The sequence below is a fragment of the Pedobacter sp. UC225_65 genome, assembly GCF_042698365.1.
Lineage (GTDB): Bacteria > Bacteroidota > Bacteroidia > Sphingobacteriales > Sphingobacteriaceae > Pedobacter.
In genome coordinates this window covers 2,980,094-2,999,931 of the sequence record NZ_CP170550.1, presented here as the reverse complement: position 1 = coordinate 2,999,931, position 19,838 = coordinate 2,980,094, and the positions used below count along the sequence as shown (strand labels likewise).

Annotated in this window: 15 protein-coding genes, 2 tRNA genes and 3 pseudogenes; 14 read left to right on the top strand and 6 right to left on the bottom strand. The window is 40.3% G+C overall.

What is annotated here, in order from left to right; all coding sequences use genetic code 11:
• The first annotated feature begins 31 nt into the window (after nucleotides 1-31).
• From ACFJIZ_RS15705 to ACFJIZ_RS15695, 3 genes and pseudogenes are all read left to right on the top strand, one after another.
• Entirely contained in the window at nucleotides 32-379 is a 348-nt protein-coding gene (locus ACFJIZ_RS15705) for a bleomycin resistance protein (protein WP_379086004.1), read from the top strand.
• Between the two features lie 116 nt (nucleotides 380-495).
• Nucleotides 496-1,483 (top strand): annotated as a pseudogene (locus ACFJIZ_RS15700) (pyruvate dehydrogenase complex E1 component subunit beta).
• A gap of 234 nt (nucleotides 1,484-1,717) precedes the next feature.
• A pseudogene (locus ACFJIZ_RS15695) lies at nucleotides 1,718-4,022 on the top strand (Tex family protein).
• A gap of 153 nt (nucleotides 4,023-4,175) precedes the next feature.
• On the opposite strand, the pseudogene ACFJIZ_RS15690 reads toward ACFJIZ_RS15695, so the two are convergent.
• Nucleotides 4,176-4,649 (bottom strand): annotated as a pseudogene (locus ACFJIZ_RS15690) (Lrp/AsnC ligand binding domain-containing protein).
• A 153-nt stretch (nucleotides 4,650-4,802) separates the two neighbouring features.
• Between ACFJIZ_RS15690 and ACFJIZ_RS15685 the strand changes: the two are divergent.
• The 5 genes from ACFJIZ_RS15685 (at nucleotide 4,803) to ACFJIZ_RS15665 (ending at nucleotide 6,290) form a co-directional block, all read left to right on the top strand.
• A tRNA-Asp gene (locus tag ACFJIZ_RS15685) sits at nucleotides 4,803-4,912 on the top strand.
• 75 nt (nucleotides 4,913-4,987) lie between these two features.
• A tRNA-Asp gene (locus ACFJIZ_RS15680) sits at nucleotides 4,988-5,130 on the top strand.
• Nucleotides 5,131-5,257: 127 nt separating this feature from the next.
• Entirely contained in the window at nucleotides 5,258-5,473 is a 216-nt protein-coding gene (locus ACFJIZ_RS15675; RefSeq protein WP_379086001.1) for a hypothetical protein, read from the top strand.
• Between the two features lie 128 nt (nucleotides 5,474-5,601).
• A complete protein-coding gene (locus tag ACFJIZ_RS15670) occupies nucleotides 5,602-5,871 on the top strand; it encodes a hypothetical protein (protein ID WP_379085998.1) in 270 nt (89 codons plus the stop codon).
• Nucleotides 5,872-6,083: 212 nt separating this feature from the next.
• Complete coding sequence (locus tag ACFJIZ_RS15665) at nucleotides 6,084-6,290, top strand: hypothetical protein (RefSeq protein ID WP_379085995.1); 207 nt, start codon at nucleotides 6,084-6,086, stop codon at nucleotides 6,288-6,290.
• 116 nt (nucleotides 6,291-6,406) lie between these two features.
• Here the strand turns inward: ACFJIZ_RS15665 and ACFJIZ_RS15660 are convergent, their stop codons facing one another.
• The 4 genes from ACFJIZ_RS15660 to ACFJIZ_RS15645 all read right to left on the bottom strand — a co-directional run bounded on the left by ACFJIZ_RS15660 (nucleotide 6,407) and on the right by ACFJIZ_RS15645 (nucleotide 14,154).
• Nucleotides 6,407-7,723, bottom strand: a complete 1,317-nt coding sequence (locus tag ACFJIZ_RS15660; protein WP_379085992.1) for an amidohydrolase family protein — start codon at nucleotides 7,721-7,723, stop codon at nucleotides 6,407-6,409.
• The gene (locus ACFJIZ_RS15655; RefSeq protein ID WP_379085989.1) at nucleotides 7,716-10,760 is read right to left on the bottom strand and encodes an amidohydrolase family protein; all 3,045 of its coding nucleotides are present in this window, start codon (nucleotides 10,758-10,760) and stop codon (nucleotides 7,716-7,718) included. The genes ACFJIZ_RS15660 and ACFJIZ_RS15655 overlap by 8 nt, the downstream gene beginning before the upstream one ends.
• A 186-nt stretch (nucleotides 10,761-10,946) precedes the next feature.
• Nucleotides 10,947-11,174 (bottom strand): hypothetical protein, encoded by a 228-nt coding sequence (locus tag ACFJIZ_RS15650; RefSeq protein WP_379085986.1) that lies wholly within the window; start codon nucleotides 11,172-11,174, stop codon nucleotides 10,947-10,949.
• Between the two features lie 46 nt (nucleotides 11,175-11,220).
• On the bottom strand, nucleotides 11,221-14,154 hold the full coding sequence (locus ACFJIZ_RS15645; RefSeq protein WP_379085983.1) for a carboxypeptidase regulatory-like domain-containing protein: 2,934 nt from the start codon (nucleotides 14,152-14,154) through the stop codon (nucleotides 11,221-11,223).
• A gap of 187 nt (nucleotides 14,155-14,341) precedes the next feature.
• Between ACFJIZ_RS15645 and ACFJIZ_RS15640 the strand changes: the two genes are divergently transcribed.
• From ACFJIZ_RS15640 to ACFJIZ_RS15620, 5 genes are all read left to right on the top strand, one after another.
• Nucleotides 14,342-14,806 (top strand): cytochrome B, encoded by a 465-nt coding sequence (locus ACFJIZ_RS15640; protein ID WP_379085980.1) that lies wholly within the window; start codon nucleotides 14,342-14,344, stop codon nucleotides 14,804-14,806.
• 303 nt (nucleotides 14,807-15,109) lie between these two features.
• Nucleotides 15,110-16,513, top strand: a complete 1,404-nt coding sequence (locus ACFJIZ_RS15635) for an anthranilate synthase component I family protein (protein ID WP_379085977.1) — start codon at nucleotides 15,110-15,112, stop codon at nucleotides 16,511-16,513.
• A 23-nt stretch (nucleotides 16,514-16,536) separates the two neighbouring features.
• On the top strand, nucleotides 16,537-17,139 hold the full coding sequence (locus ACFJIZ_RS15630) for an anthranilate synthase component II (protein ID WP_379085974.1): 603 nt from the start codon (nucleotides 16,537-16,539) through the stop codon (nucleotides 17,137-17,139).
• Between the two features lie 3 nt (nucleotides 17,140-17,142).
• Nucleotides 17,143-17,604, top strand: coding sequence for an indole-3-glycerol-phosphate synthase (locus ACFJIZ_RS15625; RefSeq protein ID WP_379085971.1), 462 nt, complete (start codon nucleotides 17,143-17,145; stop codon nucleotides 17,602-17,604).
• The gene (locus ACFJIZ_RS15620) at nucleotides 17,549-17,926 is read left to right on the top strand and encodes an indole-3-glycerol-phosphate synthase (protein WP_379085968.1); all 378 of its coding nucleotides are present in this window, start codon (nucleotides 17,549-17,551) and stop codon (nucleotides 17,924-17,926) included. The genes ACFJIZ_RS15625 and ACFJIZ_RS15620 overlap by 56 nt, the downstream gene beginning before the upstream one ends.
• A 199-nt stretch (nucleotides 17,927-18,125) precedes the next feature.
• Here ACFJIZ_RS15620 and ACFJIZ_RS15615 read toward each other — a convergent pair whose 3' ends face one another.
• Nucleotides 18,126-18,401 (bottom strand): hypothetical protein, encoded by a 276-nt coding sequence (locus ACFJIZ_RS15615; RefSeq protein WP_379085965.1) that lies wholly within the window; start codon nucleotides 18,399-18,401, stop codon nucleotides 18,126-18,128.
• A gap of 227 nt (nucleotides 18,402-18,628) precedes the next feature.
• Between ACFJIZ_RS15615 and hflX the strand changes: the two genes are divergently transcribed.
• On the top strand, nucleotides 18,629-19,822 hold the full coding sequence (gene hflX, locus ACFJIZ_RS15610; RefSeq protein ID WP_379085962.1) for a GTPase HflX: 1,194 nt from the start codon (nucleotides 18,629-18,631) through the stop codon (nucleotides 19,820-19,822).
• Nucleotides 19,823-19,838: the final 16 nt, after the last annotated feature.

Genomic DNA, 19,838 nt, shown 5'->3' with positions numbered 1-19,838 from the left:
GACCAAAGTCGACATCAAATAATTACTTAAAATGTTAAAAACAGCTGTACCAATACTCGCCTCTTTAAATACCGAAGAAACGGTTAGATTTTATACAGAAAAATTAGGTTTTACTTTTCATGCAGATTGGGATGGTTACCTGATCTTTAGCAAAGATGGGCTCGACCTTCATTTTTGGCCTACCGACGACCCTGCAATCCCCAAGGCAACAGGTTGTTATTTCAATGTAACAGAAGTAGACGCACTTTTTGAAGAATACCAGAAACAAGGCGTTATCCACCCAGAAGGAGCCTTGAAAGATATGGAATGGGAAATGCGCCAATTTTCTATTTTGGATAATAACGGGAACATTATCCATTTTGGACAGGACATTTCTTAAATGCTGTAGAAGGATGGATTTTTTTCATTTAAATTATTACAAATCTACGTGAGTATTGCCTTTGGTTTCGACCAAAGGAATAATTATATTTGCCCCGATTAATTTTTGAATATACAATGAGAGAGATCCAATTTAGAGAAGCACTACGCGAAGCATTAAGCGAAGAAATGCGTAAAAACGAGAACATTTTTTTAATGGGCGAAGAAGTTGCGCAATACAATGGTGCATATAAAGTTAGTCAGGGAATGTTGGACGAGTTCGGCGAGAAACGTGTGATTGATACACCAATTGCCGAATTAGGTTTTGCAGGTATCGGTATCGGTGCAGCAATGAATGGCCTTATTCCTGTTGTAGAATTTATGACTTTCAATTTCTCATTGGTGGCAATTGACCAGATTGATCAACGCTGCGGCAAAAATCTTGTCGATGAGTGGTGGTCAGTTTTCTGTGCCAATCGTTTTCCGTGGCCCTACAGGTAATGCAGGTCAATTAGGTGCGCAGCACTCGCAAAACTTCGAAAACTGGTTTGCAAACTGCCCTGGTCTAAAAGTGGTTGTTCCATCAACTCCTTATAATGCTAAAGGATTGTTAAAAGCAGCAATCAACGACCCAGATCCAGTGATCTTCATGGAATCTGAAGTAATGTATGGCGATAAAGGCGATGTACCAGAAGGCGAATACACTTTAGAAATCGGTAAAGCACAAGTTGCAAAAGAAGGTACAGATGTAACCATCGTAACTTTCGGTAAAATGCTGACGCGTGTGGTTAACCCAGCTGTAGAAGAATTAACCAAAGAAGGAATTAGTGTAGAAGTGATCGATTTATTGACCGTTCGTCCTATTGATTACGCAACAATTATCACTTCTGTTAAAAAAACAAACCGTTTGGTAATTGTAGAAGAAGCATGGCCATTGGCATCAATCTCTTCAGAAATTACTTTTAACGTTCAGAAACATGCATTTGATCATTTAGATGCACCAATCTTGCGTATCACTTGTGCAGATGTGCCTCTTCCATACGCTCCAACCCTAATTGCTGCTAGTTTGCCTAATGCAGAAAGAGTGGTTAAAGCGGTTAAAGAAGTAATGTACGTTAACAAATAAGAACCAATTATTACGCTGAGCTTGTCGAAGCGTATCAAATACAAATCCCCTAAGATTTCTTGGGGGATTTTTTATTTAACCGTCGTTACGAAACAAGAAAAGAATCTTTCTTGTGGTAGGTATATTCAATCGGGTTTAAAGAACAGTGGTTTCGTGATCAAACTACAAAATCGTATATTAATCATTTTAATCTGTGTAATCATCTACCTAAATTAGCTCATTCTAAAACTCAATATGGATATACATTTTCAGCATATAGCAAGCGCATTAAATATTGCCATTAAACAAGTAAGTGCAACCTTGGCGTTGTTAGACGAAGGCGCAACCGTACCTTTTATCTCCCGTTACCGTAAAGAGGTTACAGGTAGTTTAGACGAGGTGCAGGTAGCCGCCATCAGAGATCTGGCCCAACAACTACGCGAACTCGACAAGCGTCGAGAGGCGATCTTAAAATCACTGACAGAGTTAGAGAAGTTAACGCCAGAGCTGGCCAAAAAAATAAACGAAGCTAAAACCATCACTGCTTTAGAAGATATTTACCTGCCTTATAAACCCAAGCGCAAAACGAGGGCATCAGTAGCTAAAGAAAAAGGATTGGAGCCTTTGGCTTTACGCATTTTGTCGCAAAGCAGGATAGACCCTACACAAGAAGCAGAGATGTATGTCAAAGCAGATAAGGGCGTAAATACTGTTTTAGAGGCTTTGGCAGGTGCAAGAGATATTATCGCAGAAATGATCAGCGAAGATGCCGATGCCAGAACAAAGATGCGTCATCATTTTACCCAAAAAGCTACCTATAAAACGGTAATGGTTAAAGGGAAAGAAGAAGCGGGCATCAAGTATAAAGATTATTTTGAATGGGAAGAAAGTGCCAAAACAGCCCCATCACATCGTGTATTGGCTATGCGTAGAGGTGAGCAGGAAGGCTTTTTAAAGCTAGATGTCCTTCCGCCGGATGAAGATGCCATCGCGCTACTGGAAAATCAATTTATCACGGCCAGAAATGCTTGTAGCGACCAAGTGCAATTGGCCATTACTGATGGTTACAAAAGGTTGCTTCGCCCTGCAATGGAAACCGAGCTGAGGGCGTTGACCAAACAAAAAGCCGACGATGAGGCGATCAAGGTCTTTGCCGAAAATGCTCGTCAACTTTTATTGGCAGCACCCATGGGCCAAAAAAATGTATTGGCCATCGACCCTGGTTTTAGAACGGGCTGTAAGGTGGTATGTTTGGATCAACAAGGCCAGTTATTGGTCAATACGACTATTTATCCACACACCGGACAAGGAAACTTAAAAGACGCAGCTTGGCAGTTGACTCAATTGTGCGAAAAACATAACATTGAAGCTATTGCCATTGGCAATGGAACTGCGGGTAGGGAAACAGAAACATTTGTACGTGGATTAAAGATCCCCAATGTAGTAGTGGTAATGGTGAATGAAAGTGGTGCCTCTATCTATTCGGCTTCGCCTTTGGCTAGAGAAGAATTCCCCACACAAGATATTATCGTTCGTGGAGCGGTTTCAATTGGTCGTAGGTTAATGGATCCATTGGCAGAGCTGGTGAAAATAGATCCGAGGTCTATTGGTGTAGGCCAATATCAACATGATGTTGACCAAAACCAGCTGAAACAATGTTTGGATGATACGGTGATGAGTTGTGTAAATGCGGTGGGGGTTGAACTGAATACGGCCTCAAAACAAGTACTAGCCTACGTTTCTGGATTGGGAGACCAATTGGCGCAGAATATTGTAAATTATCGCAATACCCATGGTGCCTTTAAAAATAGGGAGAGCCTAAAAAAAGTTCCACGTTTGGGCGATAAGGCATTTGAGCAGGCAGCGGGGTTCTTGCGGAGTCCGTGATGCCAAACAGGTGTTAGACCGTAGTGGAGTCCATCCAGAACGCTATGCCCTTGTACATCAAATGGCAGCTGATCTGGGCTGTACAGTGGATGACTTGATGAAAGATGTCAATTTGCAGAAACAGATCAATCTACAGCGTTATGTGAGTGCCACAGTAGGGCTACCTACCTTAAATGATATTGTTAAAGAATTGGCCAAACCAGGACGTGATCCGCGTGAGCAGTTTGAAGCCTTTAGTTTTGCAGAAGGTGTAAATGCAATCGAAGATTTGAAAACTGGGATGAAGTTATCAGGTATTGTAACCAACATCACCAACTTTGGAGCTTTTGTAGATATTGGTGTCCATCAAGATGGTTTGGTACATACCAGTCAGTTGGCCAACCGCTTTGTAGCCAATCCTAACGACGTGGTTAAAGTAAGCCAGGTGGTAGAAGTTACCGTAATGGAGATAGATGTAGCCCGTAAAAGGATTTCATTGTCGATGAAAACAGAAAATGGTCCTAAGCCGAAGGAGCAGGTAGTGAGGAATAAAGAGCAAGGAACAAGGAGTAACGACGATGTGGCAAAGCGTAGGGACCAAAGACAACAGGTACAAAAAACAGCGCAAGCTAAAAAAGATGCGGATGGTGATCTGCAAGAAAAATTAGCGAAACTGAAAGGTCTATTTAAATAGTTTATAAATTCAGGTCGGGATTACGGAACCTGATTCTTGAGTAAGAACTGCCATGCTGAGCTTGTCGAAGCATTTGTTGATCAAGTCTTCGACAGGCTCATACTTACATTTGATTAATTTCCCTGGTTCGTGTTTACACGACCAGGGAAAAACTTAAAGCTCGATCTGTCTCTTGATGCTTTCCTCGAGCGAGATCAAGGTCTCTGTACGCTGTATCCCCTTTACCGCCTGTATCTCCTCGTTCAATACATGACGTAAATGGTTGGTATCTCGACAGGTAATTTTTGCGAACATGCTGTAAGAGCCTGTAGTATAGTGTAACTCTACTACTTCTTTGATTTTGCTGAGCTGTTCAACAGCATCTTTGTATAATGATCCTTTTTCTTAGATAGATACCCAAAAAGGCTGTAATATCGAAACCTGCTTTTTTAGGGTCGATGATCAGATGTGAGCCTTTGATGATCCCATATCCATCAATTTTTTCATCCTTACGTGAACGGTTCCACCAGAAATAATGAGTTCTTTTGCAATTTCTGTATAGGGTTTGGTCGCATCTTGCATCAACTGGGTTAAAATCTGAATATCAAGGTTGTCAATTTCTAAATTTTGGGTTTCTTTTTTAAGCATAATTTTCTTAAATATTAATGATAATGTAATTTAATTACAAAAATTGTAAAAATAAAACAAAATGATTAAAATATTTGCAACATATTTGATATTTGTCTTATGTTTGTATCAAGCAAGTACAACGAAATAGTTCTTTAACAATTGCTTATACTCTGTAGGGTGGTGAAATTGGCAGACACACCTCCTTGTCTCGGTGGTAGAGGATATGGGAAATCCAGTAATGGTACAACCACTCTATGAAGGTTCGACTCCTTCCCCTACAGCAATTTGAAGTTAGCAGTTTAAAGTTGACAGTTACCAAACCGAAAACTAAGAACTGCCAACTGAGAACCAAATAATGTTGGGTGGTGAAATTGGCAGACACACCTCCTTGTCTCGGTGGTGGGATCATGGGACAAACGCAATTTATGGGTTGACCACAAATTAATTTTGAATTGCAGCTAACTACCCCTTGAAGGTTCGACTCCTTCCCCAACAGCCAGTTATAAATAATAAGTTAGTTAAGGGGGCGGTCCTAGTACAGGCCGCCTTTTTTTATTTGTATATCGTGCTGTGATTTAGTATATTAGGATGAATTAACCAATTATCAACCTAAAACAAAATCAATTATGATTGGAAAATCTCTAACTAGAAATGAAATGAAGCAGACTACTGGCGGTGATCCAGGATGTCTGGCTTGTACCAGCAGTTGTCTTTATGAAGCTGGTGGACCAGGAGCGGGCTGCCCTCCGGGTGGAAATTGTGTACTAACAGAATGTAATGCTTGGCATTGGACTTGTCCTGAAGAATACAGGTACCGTGCGGTATGTGATTGGGAAGTATAATTCTTCAACTCAAGAAATTGAAAGGGCTGTCTCGGGTTGAGGTAGCCCTTTTTTATTTGTATATCGTACTGTGATTTAGTATATTAGGATTAATTAACGGATTAACCAACCTAAAACAAAAATCAATTATGATCGGAAAATCATTATCTAGAAATGAACTGAAACAATTTACAGGTGGTCATCATGGACAGGCCCATTGTTGGCCTGGCGAGCCCATAGTTTATGATGCATTTAGATGTCAAGCTTGTACCAGCAGTTGTCTTTACGAATTTGGAGGACCTGGTGCAGGTTGCCCGCCAGGAGGTAACTGTGTGTTAGTAGAATGTACCAGTATGGAGCCATGCTGTTGGAATTACGAACAATACGGCCAACGTGCAGTTTGTGATTGGGAAGTATAATTCTTCAATTCAAGAAATTGAAAAGGCTGTCTCAATTTGAGACGGCCTTTTTTATTGGTTTCCATTTTTTATTGTTGCCTTATCTATCATTAGATTTTTATCAGATCTTTTTATTCAATTTTATCTACACAAACGTATTTGTTGTATATCGTGCTGTAAATTAGTATTTTAGGGTAACTAACCAATTAATCAACCCTAAAACAAAATGAATTATGATTGGAAAAACCTTATCTAGAAATGAAATGAAGCAGACCACTGGAGGTTCTACTTGTCCTGCTTGTATTAATTATTGCCCTTACGATCCTTATGGTCCGAGTGTGGGTTGCCCGCCAGGATACAGCTGCGTACTAAATGAATGTAATGCTTGGACTTGGGGATGTGATGAAGTAGACAGGTACCATTCGGTATGCGTGCTTTAGTTTCTGAATGCAGCACAAATAGAAAAAACGGTTTCAAAATAGAACAGTTTTTTGCGATGTAAAAAAAAGAGGCCACCCGTATAAATGGATGGCCTCTTTTTGTAAGGGGTCAGCTTTTATTTGATCCCATATTTATCACTGAATTTTTTGTCCAGCTGTTTGTGCAGGTTATCTAAATTAATAGAGCGGCCTTGAATAAAGGCTTCCTCCACTTTGTTGCTTTTCATATCCAAAGCATCACCAGCAGAGATAAAGAAAGTAGCATCTTTACCTACAGCCAAACTTCCGGTAGTTTTGTCAACACCCATCACTTTTGCCGCATTTAAAGTAATTGTCTTCAATGCATCTTCTTTGCTCATGCCCCAAGTAGAAGCAGTACCTGCCATGAAAGGCAAGTTACGTTGTTGCCAAAATCCATCAATACTTACCACTACCGTAACACCAGCATTGTTCAATGCCGCTGCATTTTTATAAGGCATGTTTACGTCGTCGTCAACATTGTTTGGTAAGGCATGAGGTTGTTTCACAACTACAGCAACATCATTCGCTTTTAAGAAATCCGTTAACATGTAGGCATCGTCTCCACCAACAATTACAGGGGTAATCCCATATTTTTTGGCAAAGTTTACAGCCGCAACAATATCCTTTTGAACATTTGCGGTAATAAACAATTTCTCAGAACCATTGAATAAACCTTTCATCGCTGCCAGACGCGTATTGGTTACAGCAGGCGTAGCTTCGGTATATAATTTGGCTTCTGTAAAGAATTTACCTAGTTCTGCAATTGCATTCTGGGTACGCTCATTCGGGTCAACACCCCCAGCAGCAGCGCCACCAGGTCTGCCGCCGCCAAAACCACCTCTGCCTCTAGGTGCAGCAGGCCAGGTCATGTGCATGGCATCTTCTTTTTTGATTACGGCATCTTCCCAATTCCAGGCATCTAACTGTACTACAGAAGAACTACCAGAAATGGTACCACCCTGTGGTGTGATCTGTGCCATTAAAATCCCGTTGCTACGTAAGGTAGCTGGTACTTTAGAATCGGTGTTATAGGCAATGATCGAACGGATATGGGCATTGTTCTCGCCCAATTCATCTTGATCGATAGTTGCTTTAACAGACTCGATCTCAATAAGACCTAGGTTTGTAATTGGTGCAATAAAACCAGGATAGATGTGTTTACCATTTGCCGGGATCAATCTAGCATCATTAGTAGCAAATTTAACGGTAGTGGCATCGCCAATACCTGTAATCTTGCCTTTTTCTAAGGTGATATAACCATTCTCGATTACCTTTCCATCGCCAGTATGGATCGTAGCGCCAAGCACGATGATCTTTTGGCTTTGTGGTTTAGCAGGAGAAATATTCGCTTGTCCGTAACTTAAACTTACCGAAGCAAATAAAGCGATTGCTGTACTGATATACTTATTCATGATTGTGTTCTCCTTCCATTTGGTTTACTTCAGCCCAGTAATCTTCTTCAGATTCGCAAGCATAAAGTCTTGGTGGTCTTTCGCCAAAAGCACGTTGTGTACGGGCACCAGCATTTTTACTATCGGCCAATTTTTGGATGATGCGGGCCTTCTCAGCTTTTTGTGCTTTTTGTACCTGAGCATCACGGTCGATATCCCAATAAGCAATACCATCCACAAAAGTTTTTTCTGCTTTTGCATAGATAGACAATGGATTTGCAGACCAGATCACTACATCGGCATCTTTACCAACTTTGATACTGCCCACTCTATTGTCAACATGTAACATTCTGGCAGGGTTAAGGGTTACAAATTTTAAAGCATCTTCTTCTGGTACACCACCATACAATACAGATTTACCAGCTTCCTGATTTAAACGACGAGCCATCTCAGCATCATCAGAGTTAAATGCAGTAGTGATTCCTACGTTGTGCATGATTTTTCCATTGTAAGGGATAGCTTCCTGAACCTCCATTTTATAAGCCCACCAATCAGAGAAAGTTGAACCAGCAATACCATGTGCCTTCATTTTATCAGCTACTTTATAGCCTTCCAAAATGTGCGTAAAGGTATTGATCTTAAAGCCTAGGCTATCTGCAACGTGGATCAACATGTTGATCTCGCTCTGTACATAAGAGTGGCAGGTAATGAAACGTTTGTTGTTCAAGATCTCTACCAATGCATCTAATTCTAAGTCTCTACGTACATTGTTGCCTTTAACTGCTAATGCTTTTTCGTATTCTTTAGCACGTGTAAATGCATCTACATAAACCTGTTCTACACCCATACGTGTTGATGGGAAACGGGTGCTGCTTGTCGAAGAACTTTGTTTAACGTTTTCGCCCAATGCAAATTTGATAAAACCGTCGTTGCCACCAAACTTTAATTCTTCTGGTGATTTGCCCCAACGTAATTTGATCAATTGACTTTGACCGCCAATAGCGTTAGCCGAACCATGTAAGATATGTGAAGTGGTAACCCCACCAGCCAATTGGCGATAGATGTTTACATCTTCAGAGTTGATCACATCAGCGATGCGAACTTCTGCAGAAACTGATTGTGCACCCTCATTGATACCACCACTTGCCGCAATGTGCGAATGTTCGTCAATTAGACCCGCGGTAATGTGTTTGCCAGTTGCATCGATTACCTTGGCCGAACCTGCCGATAGGTTTTTTCCCACGGCTTTGATTTTGCCGTTTTCCATTAACACATCTGCATTTTGTAAGATACCCTCTTTTTCATTGGTCCAAACTGTTGCATTTTTTAACAGTACGGTTTCTTGAACAGGTAGGGATGAATTACCAAAGGCGATGAAAGGGAAGATCAATGGTCCGTTTGCAATTGCAGGTTTAGCTGGCTCATCACGTTTTGGTGCATCTTTGGCCGCTTCTTTTAAGCTACCGTTCCAAGAACCTGCAGCCAAAGCATTCACAATTACATCGCCACTAAAGGCCAATGGGCTAGCACCAGTTAGATAACCGCTTAAGCGAACATCTCCAGTTGGGTTTTTCTTTAAGTTGAAGGTAATCGTTACCCAATCGCCATTACGCGTAAATGTAGCGTTTGTTTTAACGCTATCAGCGCCTAAGCGCTCAATCGCTGCAACTGAGCCACCTGCTGTACCCGTAATTCTTAAAATGGTTGAACCGATACCATCAATGTTCAGGTTGTAAGTACCACGTAAATCAGTTACATCCATTTTGTTTACCACAAAGCGTTTGCCTTGTACCCAGTTTTCGAAAATGATGTTTCCAGATTTGAATAAGTTATCAGAGGTGATCAAGAAGTTGGCCAATTTGCCTTTTTCTAAAGATCCAACCTTATCGTTGATGCCTAATATATTTGCTGGGATTTCTGTTACCGCCATTAAAGCTTGTTTTTCAGATAATCCATTGCTGATGGCTTGTTGGATATTGGCCCAGAAATCTCTAGGTGCATCTAAACCATAAGTTGTCAAAGCAAATTTTACACCTGCTTTTTCCAATACACCAGGGTTTGTTGGAGCCAATTCCCAGCCTTTCAATTGGGCTAAGCTTAGGTTTCTTGCCTCTGTAGGGTCTTCAACATCAAATGCCTTAGGGAAACTGATCGGAATCATCAAAGTAGCTCCTGTAGCTTTTACGGCATCGATACGTTGGTACTCATCGCCATTAGATTTGATGATGAACTGCTTGCCAAATTCTTTGGCCACTTTATCGGCACGTAAGATATTTGCCCAACCATCGGCTTCAAAAAGCTGAGGTAGGGACTGTTGTTTGTTGAACTGCTCAAGCGAAATGTTATATTCTTCTTTTTGTCCTTTGTACCATGAGGCATCCATATACGTTTGACGCAACAAGGCGATTGAGCCCATTAAAGAAGATGGATAATCGTTAGAAGAAGTACCTCTGTTAAATGAATAGTTGGCGGCACTTTGGTCGTTCAACATTACTTCATTTTCTTTGCCGTCGTTTAAGGTAACAGCTGCAGAAGTACCACGGGCGATACCATCACGACTGATTGCATTTACGCTACCAAAACCAGCTTTACGAAGGTCGTCGGCTTTTTTGGTGTCAATAGTAAAAACAGTTCTTACTTCTGTTTCTGGACGGATACTTTCGTTCCAGTTGTAAGCACCTTTTTTAGTTGAAGTAAATACCGATTGTCTACCACCAAAACCTCCAAATCCACCGGCAGCCCCAGCACGTTGTGCCTCAGGAATACCATAAGAAGTAAAAGCGTCGATCAGTGAAGGGTAGATGTATTTTCCTTTAAGGTCTATCACTACATATCCCTTTGGAATTGTAGTACCTGTACCAACCGATTGGATGGTTTTGTCTTTAACTAGTAACACCCCGTTACTAATGGTTTGATTGGCATTAACTACAATGTTTGCATTGGTAAAAGCATACAATCCTGGCCTAACATCGTATGAGCCATTAACAGGATAGGTTTGCTGTGCAAACAAAAATGCAGTAGAAAATACCAACGCGAGCGTGAGTAGAATTTTCTTCATAATTTTTATTTAATTAAGTGCTTAAATCTATTGATAAATAAAGATTTATAGCTTACCTAACTTTTATTTTACATTTTGTTTGCAATAACTTGATGTGGGATTTAGGCCTTGACATGATTCTGTGCTAAAAACAGAAAAACCCACTTGTGTTGATACAAGTGGGTCTAAAAATGGAAAGATGTTTAATTAAAATCCGTAACGCAGACCAATTTGGAATTGGTAAGGATTACCTGATGGATTAACCACACCAGAGTTGTTTACACGGTAGTTGAATGCTTTGGTTGTAGCATCGTAGTTCGGAACTGCTGGAATTTCTGGTGTTGTAGGGGTAGCAGGTATTTTGGCTACGCCGTTTAAAGCGTATAGCGCCTGACTACCTAATGATTCATTTACGCCCCATTTCTTCTTGATCAAGTTGCCAAGGTTAAAGATATCACCAGAGATTTCTATGTTGTGTGTTCTATAGATCTTGAATTTCTTGCTCGATCCTTAAATCAACCACGCCATAAAAACCATTGATACCACCATTTCGCTGAGCAATCTGACCTGAATATTTTAAGATATAATCTTTCAAGCTTTGGCTGGCCAATGGATTGTCCAATAAACTTTGTAGGCCTGCACGTACATTTGCAGGTACGCTTGGGTTATTCCTATCAAAGATGAAAGCCAAGTCGTTGGTGGCCACAAAATCGCCGTTGGTGTTTGCACCACTTAACAAGCTGTAACGGGTACCGCCTATTCCAGAGTAACGAACTCCAACAGTAACCCCATAAAACGTAGGTAAAGTACCATAAATCACTACTTTATTGCGGAACTGGTTATCTGAATAAGTCATGTTGCTCAAGTTTCTTGGGTCATCTTTTACTGGTAAAGACAAGGTTGCCGAGTTGGCTACGTTACCATTAAAAGAAGTATTGTCTTTGGTGTCGTTCCAAGTGTAACTCGCAGAGATTTCGCCATCTCTAAAATATTGCCAAGTTGCATCTAAAACAACCGCAAACTGATTAACTCTACCTTGACTGTTCAATTCTAACACACGGCCAAATTTATTGCTGATACGACCTGTTTTCCAATCGGCTGAACCATTACTTGGCATTGTAGGTACAAATACACCACGGTTATCTTCGTTTGGTAAAGTAAAGTATGGATTAGCAGCCATGTTTCTATCTACATACATGTAGTTGTGACGACCCAAAGTGGCATAGCCGGTAATACCTACCTTCAACTTATCGGTAATCAATTTATTGTAAGATAGGTTGGCTTTATAAACAACAGGATCTTGCGCGTCTGCCGCATTGGTATTAATGGTAGGCACTTGGAATGCAGCCAATGTTGGCGCACTTACCGTTCCATTTCTGTAACCGATAAAGTTTGGTGTAGGTACATCAGCCCCAAAAACGTCAACGGTAGCCAAGTGTTTACCATCAAAAGTCAAGTTGTTGATGGTTACATAATTGTTGATGTCTGAACCAAAGATACCAGCACCTAAGCGGATAAAATCAGTACGGTTTTCGTTGATATCCCAGTTTAACTGGATCCTTGGTTGTAACAAGAACTGGGTTAATTTATTATCGGTTCTTATTTTTAGCTCATCATACAAAGTCTGGTTAAATGGCGAGCTTGGGTAAGCGCTATAGTCCATACGTAAACCACCGATAAAATCTAAACCCCTGGCCAATTTGGTCTGCATTTGCCCATATAACGCTGCATTCCAGATACCCGATTTTACAGTTGGGTCTGCCACCAAAGGCACTTCGCGATAGTATCTATTCGGTACTAAATTCTCGAAATTTTCAAGGGCACTAGCAGTTGTTGAATTGGTATATTCGAAACGACCATTTACCTCACTACCATACAATGAAGTAGCTCTGGTATACATCACATCCACACCAAAAGTATATTTAACCTTGTCTGTATTGTAATATAGATTGTCTATCAATTGGAAAACATTATTGGTAAAGCCTTCTTGTCCAAAACGGTGACCGCCAATCTGAACAGCAGTTTTAGGTTTTGAACCATTGGCCAGTGTTGATTCAAGGTTTCCAACAATAGCTCTTGGTATTGGACCTGGTAATTGGTCTCCTTGCGTACTGGCTTGGAAAGTGTAAAGATGTTGGGCCTTTAACTCGTTGGTTACTTTACTGTTTACCGTGGTACGCAAAGTCGCCAATAAACTGTTGTCAACGTTTTTGTCGTTACCATAACTTTCAAAGAAATTGATGGCGGTATTATCAGCTAATCCCAATGGATTTCTGTCGTTGGTATAATTGTCGCGAATCGTTAGTAGGTTTCTGTTGTTGATCTGCCAATCGATACGTGCAAAAGCGGCATCTGAACCACGTTTTTTGTCAAATGTGCCAAATTGTGGCAATTTTGAAACCCCATATTTGGTACGAGCAACATCTACAAACTTGTTTAAGGTTGCATTGCTAATGTTAAATCTAGCTTCATCGGCTGCAGATTTAACATCCGCTATGATTAACGGGCGGGCATCTCTCTGATGGTCCCAAGCTACAAAATAATGTAATTTGTCTTTGATGATCGGTCCACCCAAAGTAAAACCATATTGGTAAGTAGAGAAATCGTTGTCGCGTTTGTTACCCCTGATGTCGTAAGGACTGGCTAACCAATTGGCACGGCCATAAGTAAAAGCACTACCACTTACAGTATTGGTACCGGCTTTGGTTACAGCACTAATTGTACCACCACCAGCTCTGCCTAAGGTTACATCGTATTGGTTGGTTACCACTTTGAACTCTCTCACGGCCTCGATAGAGATGGCATAAGGCGCACCACTTCTGCTGGTGGTAGAACCTGCTGATGTTGGGTTTTTGGCATTCATCCCATCAATGGTATAATTGGTAGATGAACCTAATTGGCCAGAAATGTTTCCACCACGACTTAATGGAGATAAGTCCATCAAGGTCGAGAAATTACGTCCATTTACAGGCAATTGGGTAATAGCTTTGGCCGAAATCTCTGTAGAAGCACCAAAGTTCTGCACTTTATTTTTTAATCCTGAGGCTACAACTTGAACAGCTGCAAGCGTTTGTGCCTCTACCTGCATGGTAATGGCAACTTTTACCACATCGCCCTGGTTTAGCATGTAACCAGACCTGATCTGCTCGCCAAGACCTAAAAATGTAGCTTTTACAGTGTAAGGACCACCTAAAGGAAGTTCTTTAAAAGTGTACTCGCCATTGGCGTTGGTACTTGTTGTGGTATTAAAACCGGTAGATTGATTTCTAACCTGAACAGAAACACCAGCAATTGGCTTTTTTTGTTCGTCAGAAATTACACCAGAGATGGATGCTTGTGTAGTTTGCGCAAATACTTTTGTACTGCCCAAAAAGAACAAGACCACCATCGAAAAGGAAAGTAGAAGTTTATTCATATTGAGGGATTTTAAGTGTGATGTAAAAATCCTGTTTCGAAATTAAGTGTACTCTGTTTTATAATTATCAAATTGTAAACAGTCGTTTTAAACGTGCCATTTTAGATTATGATAATGTTAAGAAAGGTTATAAATAAACATTAGCCCTTTAAGCAGCCTTGCATATCCATTTAATAATTTGTTATTTTTGAAAGAAAAAGCCATGAATTTTTACGACATCTTAAAAAGTGCGCACTCTGGGTGGAGATATGTAGTTTTCTTCCTATTGTTGATTGCTGTTATCCAAGCTTTAACAGGTTGGTTTGGTAAAAAGACCTACACAGAGGGCAATAGAAAACTAAATGTGTTTACCTTGATCAGTGCACATATCCAATTGCTTTTTGGTATTGTGTTATACTTTTTAAGTCCGCTTACCAAAGGTCCGATGGGCGATGCCATGTATCGTTATTGGAAAGTTGAGCATATCAGTATCATGGTAATTGCTATTATTCTGATCACTGTAGGAAATGCGAAATCTAAAAAAGTAACAGCTGCTGTTGCAAAACATAAAACCATTGCCATTTTCTTTGGCCTTGCGTTTATATGTATAGTGGCTGCCATTTTTATGATGACCAAGAGCGATCCTTCTAAAACATTCTTTGGTGTATCTTAAGCTAATGTTTGGATGAAAAGTTAAGGCAAGGTCAATTCGTGATGAACTCAAGACCCTGCTTTTTCAAAAAAAACTTTAAAATATTTTGATTATTTAACTTTTTGTATATTTTTGTTCTACAATGATTAACAATAACATACATACATGGCAATGGCGTGGTAATTCTGAAAAGAGTTTCGTCGTAGCTTTGTGCACCTTATAGTTTATCAACCTAAACCTTAAACCACATTTAAAAACCCGACGTAAACCACGTCGGGTTTTTTGTTTTAAAAAATCCTCCCGTGGTTGAAATGATAGCAAAAAATGAAAACATACCATATACAAACACACACTAAAAAACGATTGGCAGATACCACAACTCCGGTAAGTATCTATTTGCGCCTCCGTGATGTTTTTCCAAATACCATTTTATTGGAAAGTTCCGATTACCATAGTAGAGAAAATGCAACCAGTTATGTTTGTGCCGAGCCAGTAGCAGGCATCATCTTGAAAGATGGTCTGTTGAGCACCTATTTTCCTGATGGTACAAAAGAAACAAAAACAGCATTTGTTTTAACAGAAGAGATTTCTGCCTTTAAGGCCCGCTTTGATCCTAAAATACAAGCCAAAGAAAAACATATCTCTACTGGGCTTTTTGGTTATTTTACATGGAATGCCGTACAACATTTTGAGGACATCAATTTTACGGCTACCACACCAGACGATGATCAAATTCCATTGATGCAATACCATGTGTATAGATATATCATCGCGATAGACCATTTTAAAAATGAGGTTACGCTGGTAAAAAATGTATTTAATGAAGATGAAAACGAAGACCTGAGCAAAGTAGAATACATTATCCAGAACAAGAACTTTCCAGAATACAGTTTTAAGACCAATGGCGAAGAACAATCTAATTTAACAGATGATGGCTTTATGTTGATGGTTGAGCAGTTGAAAAAACACATCTTTCGGGGCGATGTTTTTCAGATCGTACCATCGAGGGCATTTAGTCAGGGTTTTTTGGGTGATGAATTTAACGTTTACCGTTGTCTGCGCTCTATTAATCCATCGCCTTATCTGTTCTATTTCGATTATGGAAGTTTCAAATTGTTCGGCTCTTCACCAGAAGCACAGATTACCATCAATCACAATGTGGCCAATATCTTTCCGATCGCAGGGACATTTAAACGAACCGGAAATGATGAAGAAGATGCTGCCTTGGCCAAAGAACTGGAGCAAGATCCGAAAGAAAGTGCAGAGCATGTGATGTTGGTAGATTTGGCCAGAAACGACCTGAGCAGACACTGTAATGGCGTAGAAGTGAAATCGTTTAAAGAAGTACAATACTACTCACACCTAATCCATCTTGTTTCTAAAGTGAGTGGAAATCTGCAAGAAGGTGTAAGTGCTTTTAAAGTGGTAGCGGATACTTATCCAGCCGGAACCTTAAGTGGTGCACCCAAATACAAAGCCATGCAACTGATTGATCAGTACGAACAATTGGGGCGTAATTTTTATGCGGGTGCGATAGGTTATATGGGCTTTAACGAAGATTTCAACCATGCCATTATGATCAGGACTTTTATGAGCAAGAACAACAAGTTACACTACAGGGCGGGCGCAGGAATTGTAGCAGATTCGGTTGCAGAAAAAGAACTGAATGAAGTGAACAACAAGATAGCTGCCTTGCGAAAAGCAGTGGCCATGGCCGAAGAGATTTAAGAATTACGATTTACGACTGAAAAATGAAAAACAATATTTCCCCTTTGGGAGACAAAAATAAACCGGTTTTAGTAATAGATAACTATGATAGTTTTACCTACAATTTAGTGCATTTGATCAACGAACTGGGTTATCAGGCTGTGGTTTGGAGAAATGACAAATTTGCATTGGCAGATGTAGCGGCCTATGATAAGATCTTACTTTCGCCAGGACCAGGAATACCAGAAGAAGCAGGGCTGTTATTGGATGTGATCAAAACCTATGCGCCGAGCAAAAGCATTATGGGAGTATGTTTAGGGCAACAAGCCATTGCCGAAAGTTTTGGAGGTAGCCTGCTCAATTTGGGCAGACCGATGCATGGTATCGCCACGCCAATTACGGTATTGGACAAGGATGAACTGACCTTTAGAAATTGTCCCGACTTGATCGAAGTAGGTCGTTACCATTCGTGGGTAGTTGACCCGGCTAGTCTACCCGAGAGCTTAACCGTAACTGCAGTTGATGGCGATGGACAGATCATGGCACTGCGTCATCAACAATATGATGTTTGTGGAGTGCAGTTCCATCCAGAAAGTGTGCTTACGCCAAGTGGCAAACAAATGATGAAAAACTGGCTAGAAAATTAATAGATGAATATTTTAGATCAAATCGTTCTACGTAAAAAAGAAGAAGTTGCTTTGGCCAAACAACAGGTTTCAGTAAAAGCCTTAGAAGCCCATGTTAATTTTAACAGGCAACCCTTTGTATTCAAAGATTTTTTGTTGGATGAAAAACGGACAGGAATCATCTCAGAATTTAAAAGAAGGTCGCCTTCTAAAGGACTGATCAACGGTACTGCTGATGTTGCCGAAGTAACCCAAGCCTACAATTTAGCTGGAGCTGCTGCATTGTCAATATTAACAGATACCGATTTTTTTGGTGGAAAAGCAGAAGATCTGTTTCAGGCTAGGGCGGTAAATAACATTCCGATCTTGAGGAAAGATTTTATGATTGACGAATACCAGATACCTAGAAGCCAAAACATGGGGAGCAGATGTGATATTATTGATTGCCTCTATCTTAAGCCCACAACAGGTTGCCGATTTTGGTAAACTGGCCCAAAGCTTAGGTTTGAGTGTATTGTTGGAGGTTCATAACCTCGAAGAACTGGAGCAGACCATTTGTCCTTTTGTAAATGCTATTGGCGTAAACAATAGAAACCTAGGCGATTTTACGGTTAACATCCAAACCTCATTTGATTTGGTGGACCATATCCCTAACGAATTTTTAAAGATTTCTGAAAGTGCCATTGATAATCCTGAAGTGATCAAGCAATTGAAAGCTGTAGGTTACCATGGTTTTTTAATAGGAGAGAACTTTATGAAAACAGCTAATCCAGGACAAGCAATCCAGGAGTTTGTAGCTCAACTTTAACCACGAGGAATGCGATAGGCCAGTCCGAAACTGATGTTAATCGAGATTTGTAATCTCGACTGTTGTGTTTGTGGATTTTAAATCCACCTTATCGTGAGATCAGGATTGCAAACCCTGATCAACTTGGTTTTTTAATGGGAGAAAACTTTATGAAAACAAATGATCCTGGACAAGCAATCAAAGAATTTGTAGCTCAACTTTAACCACGAGGAATGCGAAAGGCCAATCCGAAACTGATGTTTGTTTCGATGATACCACGATCAAAAAGTTCATGGATATTGGCTTGTGGGTAGATAAAAATACCAAATTTATTGCGGTGTAAATATTGTAGCCCACCTCCAATACCAATACCAAAGGCATTAGAATGAAGCGTGTTTTTAGTTATTGCATTTATTGAAAAATCTCTCATGATTCCGCCAATGACAAAGAAATATTTGGCAAATTCGATCCGTAATTTCAAAGGAATGGTTACCATCAGACTCAGTCATACCTAAAACCATTTTGATTTCACCTTTTCCTGTTCCATAAGAAGCCGAAAAGGTGTGTGAGCCTTTTTGGGCAAGGCTAGGAAATGAAAATAAAATGAACGGTAAAACGAAAAGATACTTCATGTGTTGTTTGAGCGGGAGTGTTTAGCTGGTTATCAACTAAAAGTACAGATAAAACCACAATTTTAAACTTCGTATATTTGTAAAGAATTACATGGGAAAACAGAAATATTATGATACAGCCCTGAAACAAGAACGCGCAGTACTTGTGGGGGTTATTACGCCTGGCGAAAAACCTGAACAGACTAAAGAGTATTTAGATGAGCTGGCTTTTTTGGTAGATACAGCAGGTGGTGCCGTAGAAAAAACGTTTACGCAAAAAATGCTGAAGCCAGATAGAGCTACGTTTGTAGGTACAGGAAAGCTGGAAGAGATACAGGCTTATGTAAAGGCCGAAGAAATAGACATGGTGGTTTTTGACGATGAACTATCACCATCGCAATTGCGTAACATTGAGCGAGAATTACAGGTAAAGATTTTGGATAGGAGTAACCTGATCTTGGATATTTTTGCCGGAAGAGCACAGACGGCACAAGCAAAAACACAGGTGGAACTGGCGCAGTTACAATACTTATTGCCTCGTTTAACACGTTTATGGACCCACTTGGAACGCCAAAAGGGGGGTATCGGGATGCGTGGACCAGGTGAGACACAGATTGAAAGTGATAGAAGGATCATCTTAGAGAAAATCTCTCTTTTAAAAGAGCGCTTGAAATTGATCGATCGCCAAAATGAAACCCAACGCAAAAACCGCGGTCAATTGATCCGAGTGGCCTTGGTGGGTTATACCAACGTTGGTAAATCGACCATCATGAACATGCTATCAAAATCTGAAGTATTTGCAGAGAATAAGTTATTTGCAACTTTAGACACAACCGTTCGTAAAGTGGTGATTGAAAACCTACCTTTTTTACTATCCGATACTGTAGGGTTCATTAGAAAACTGCCTCACCACTTGGTAGAATGTTTTAAATCTACCTTAGATGAAGTACGGGAAGCAGATGTGTTGATCCATGTGGTAGACGTTTCACATCCCAATTTTGAGGACCAGATCCATACGGTGAATGAAACCTTGAACGATCTGGGCGCAAGGGACAAAGATACCATTATGGTCTTTAACAAGATTGATGCGTATGTTACACCTGCTGCCGATGAGTTTAATGAGGAAGAAACAGCACCATTGACATTGGCCGATTTCAAAAAAAGCTGGATGGCACATCACAATGCACCTGCAATCTTTATTTCAGCAACCAAAAAGGAAAATGTAGAAGAATTTAAACAGCTGATTTACGATAAAGTAAAGAGTTTACATACAGTCAGATATCCCTACGATAAGTTATTATATTAGCAGAAATAAATCCCTT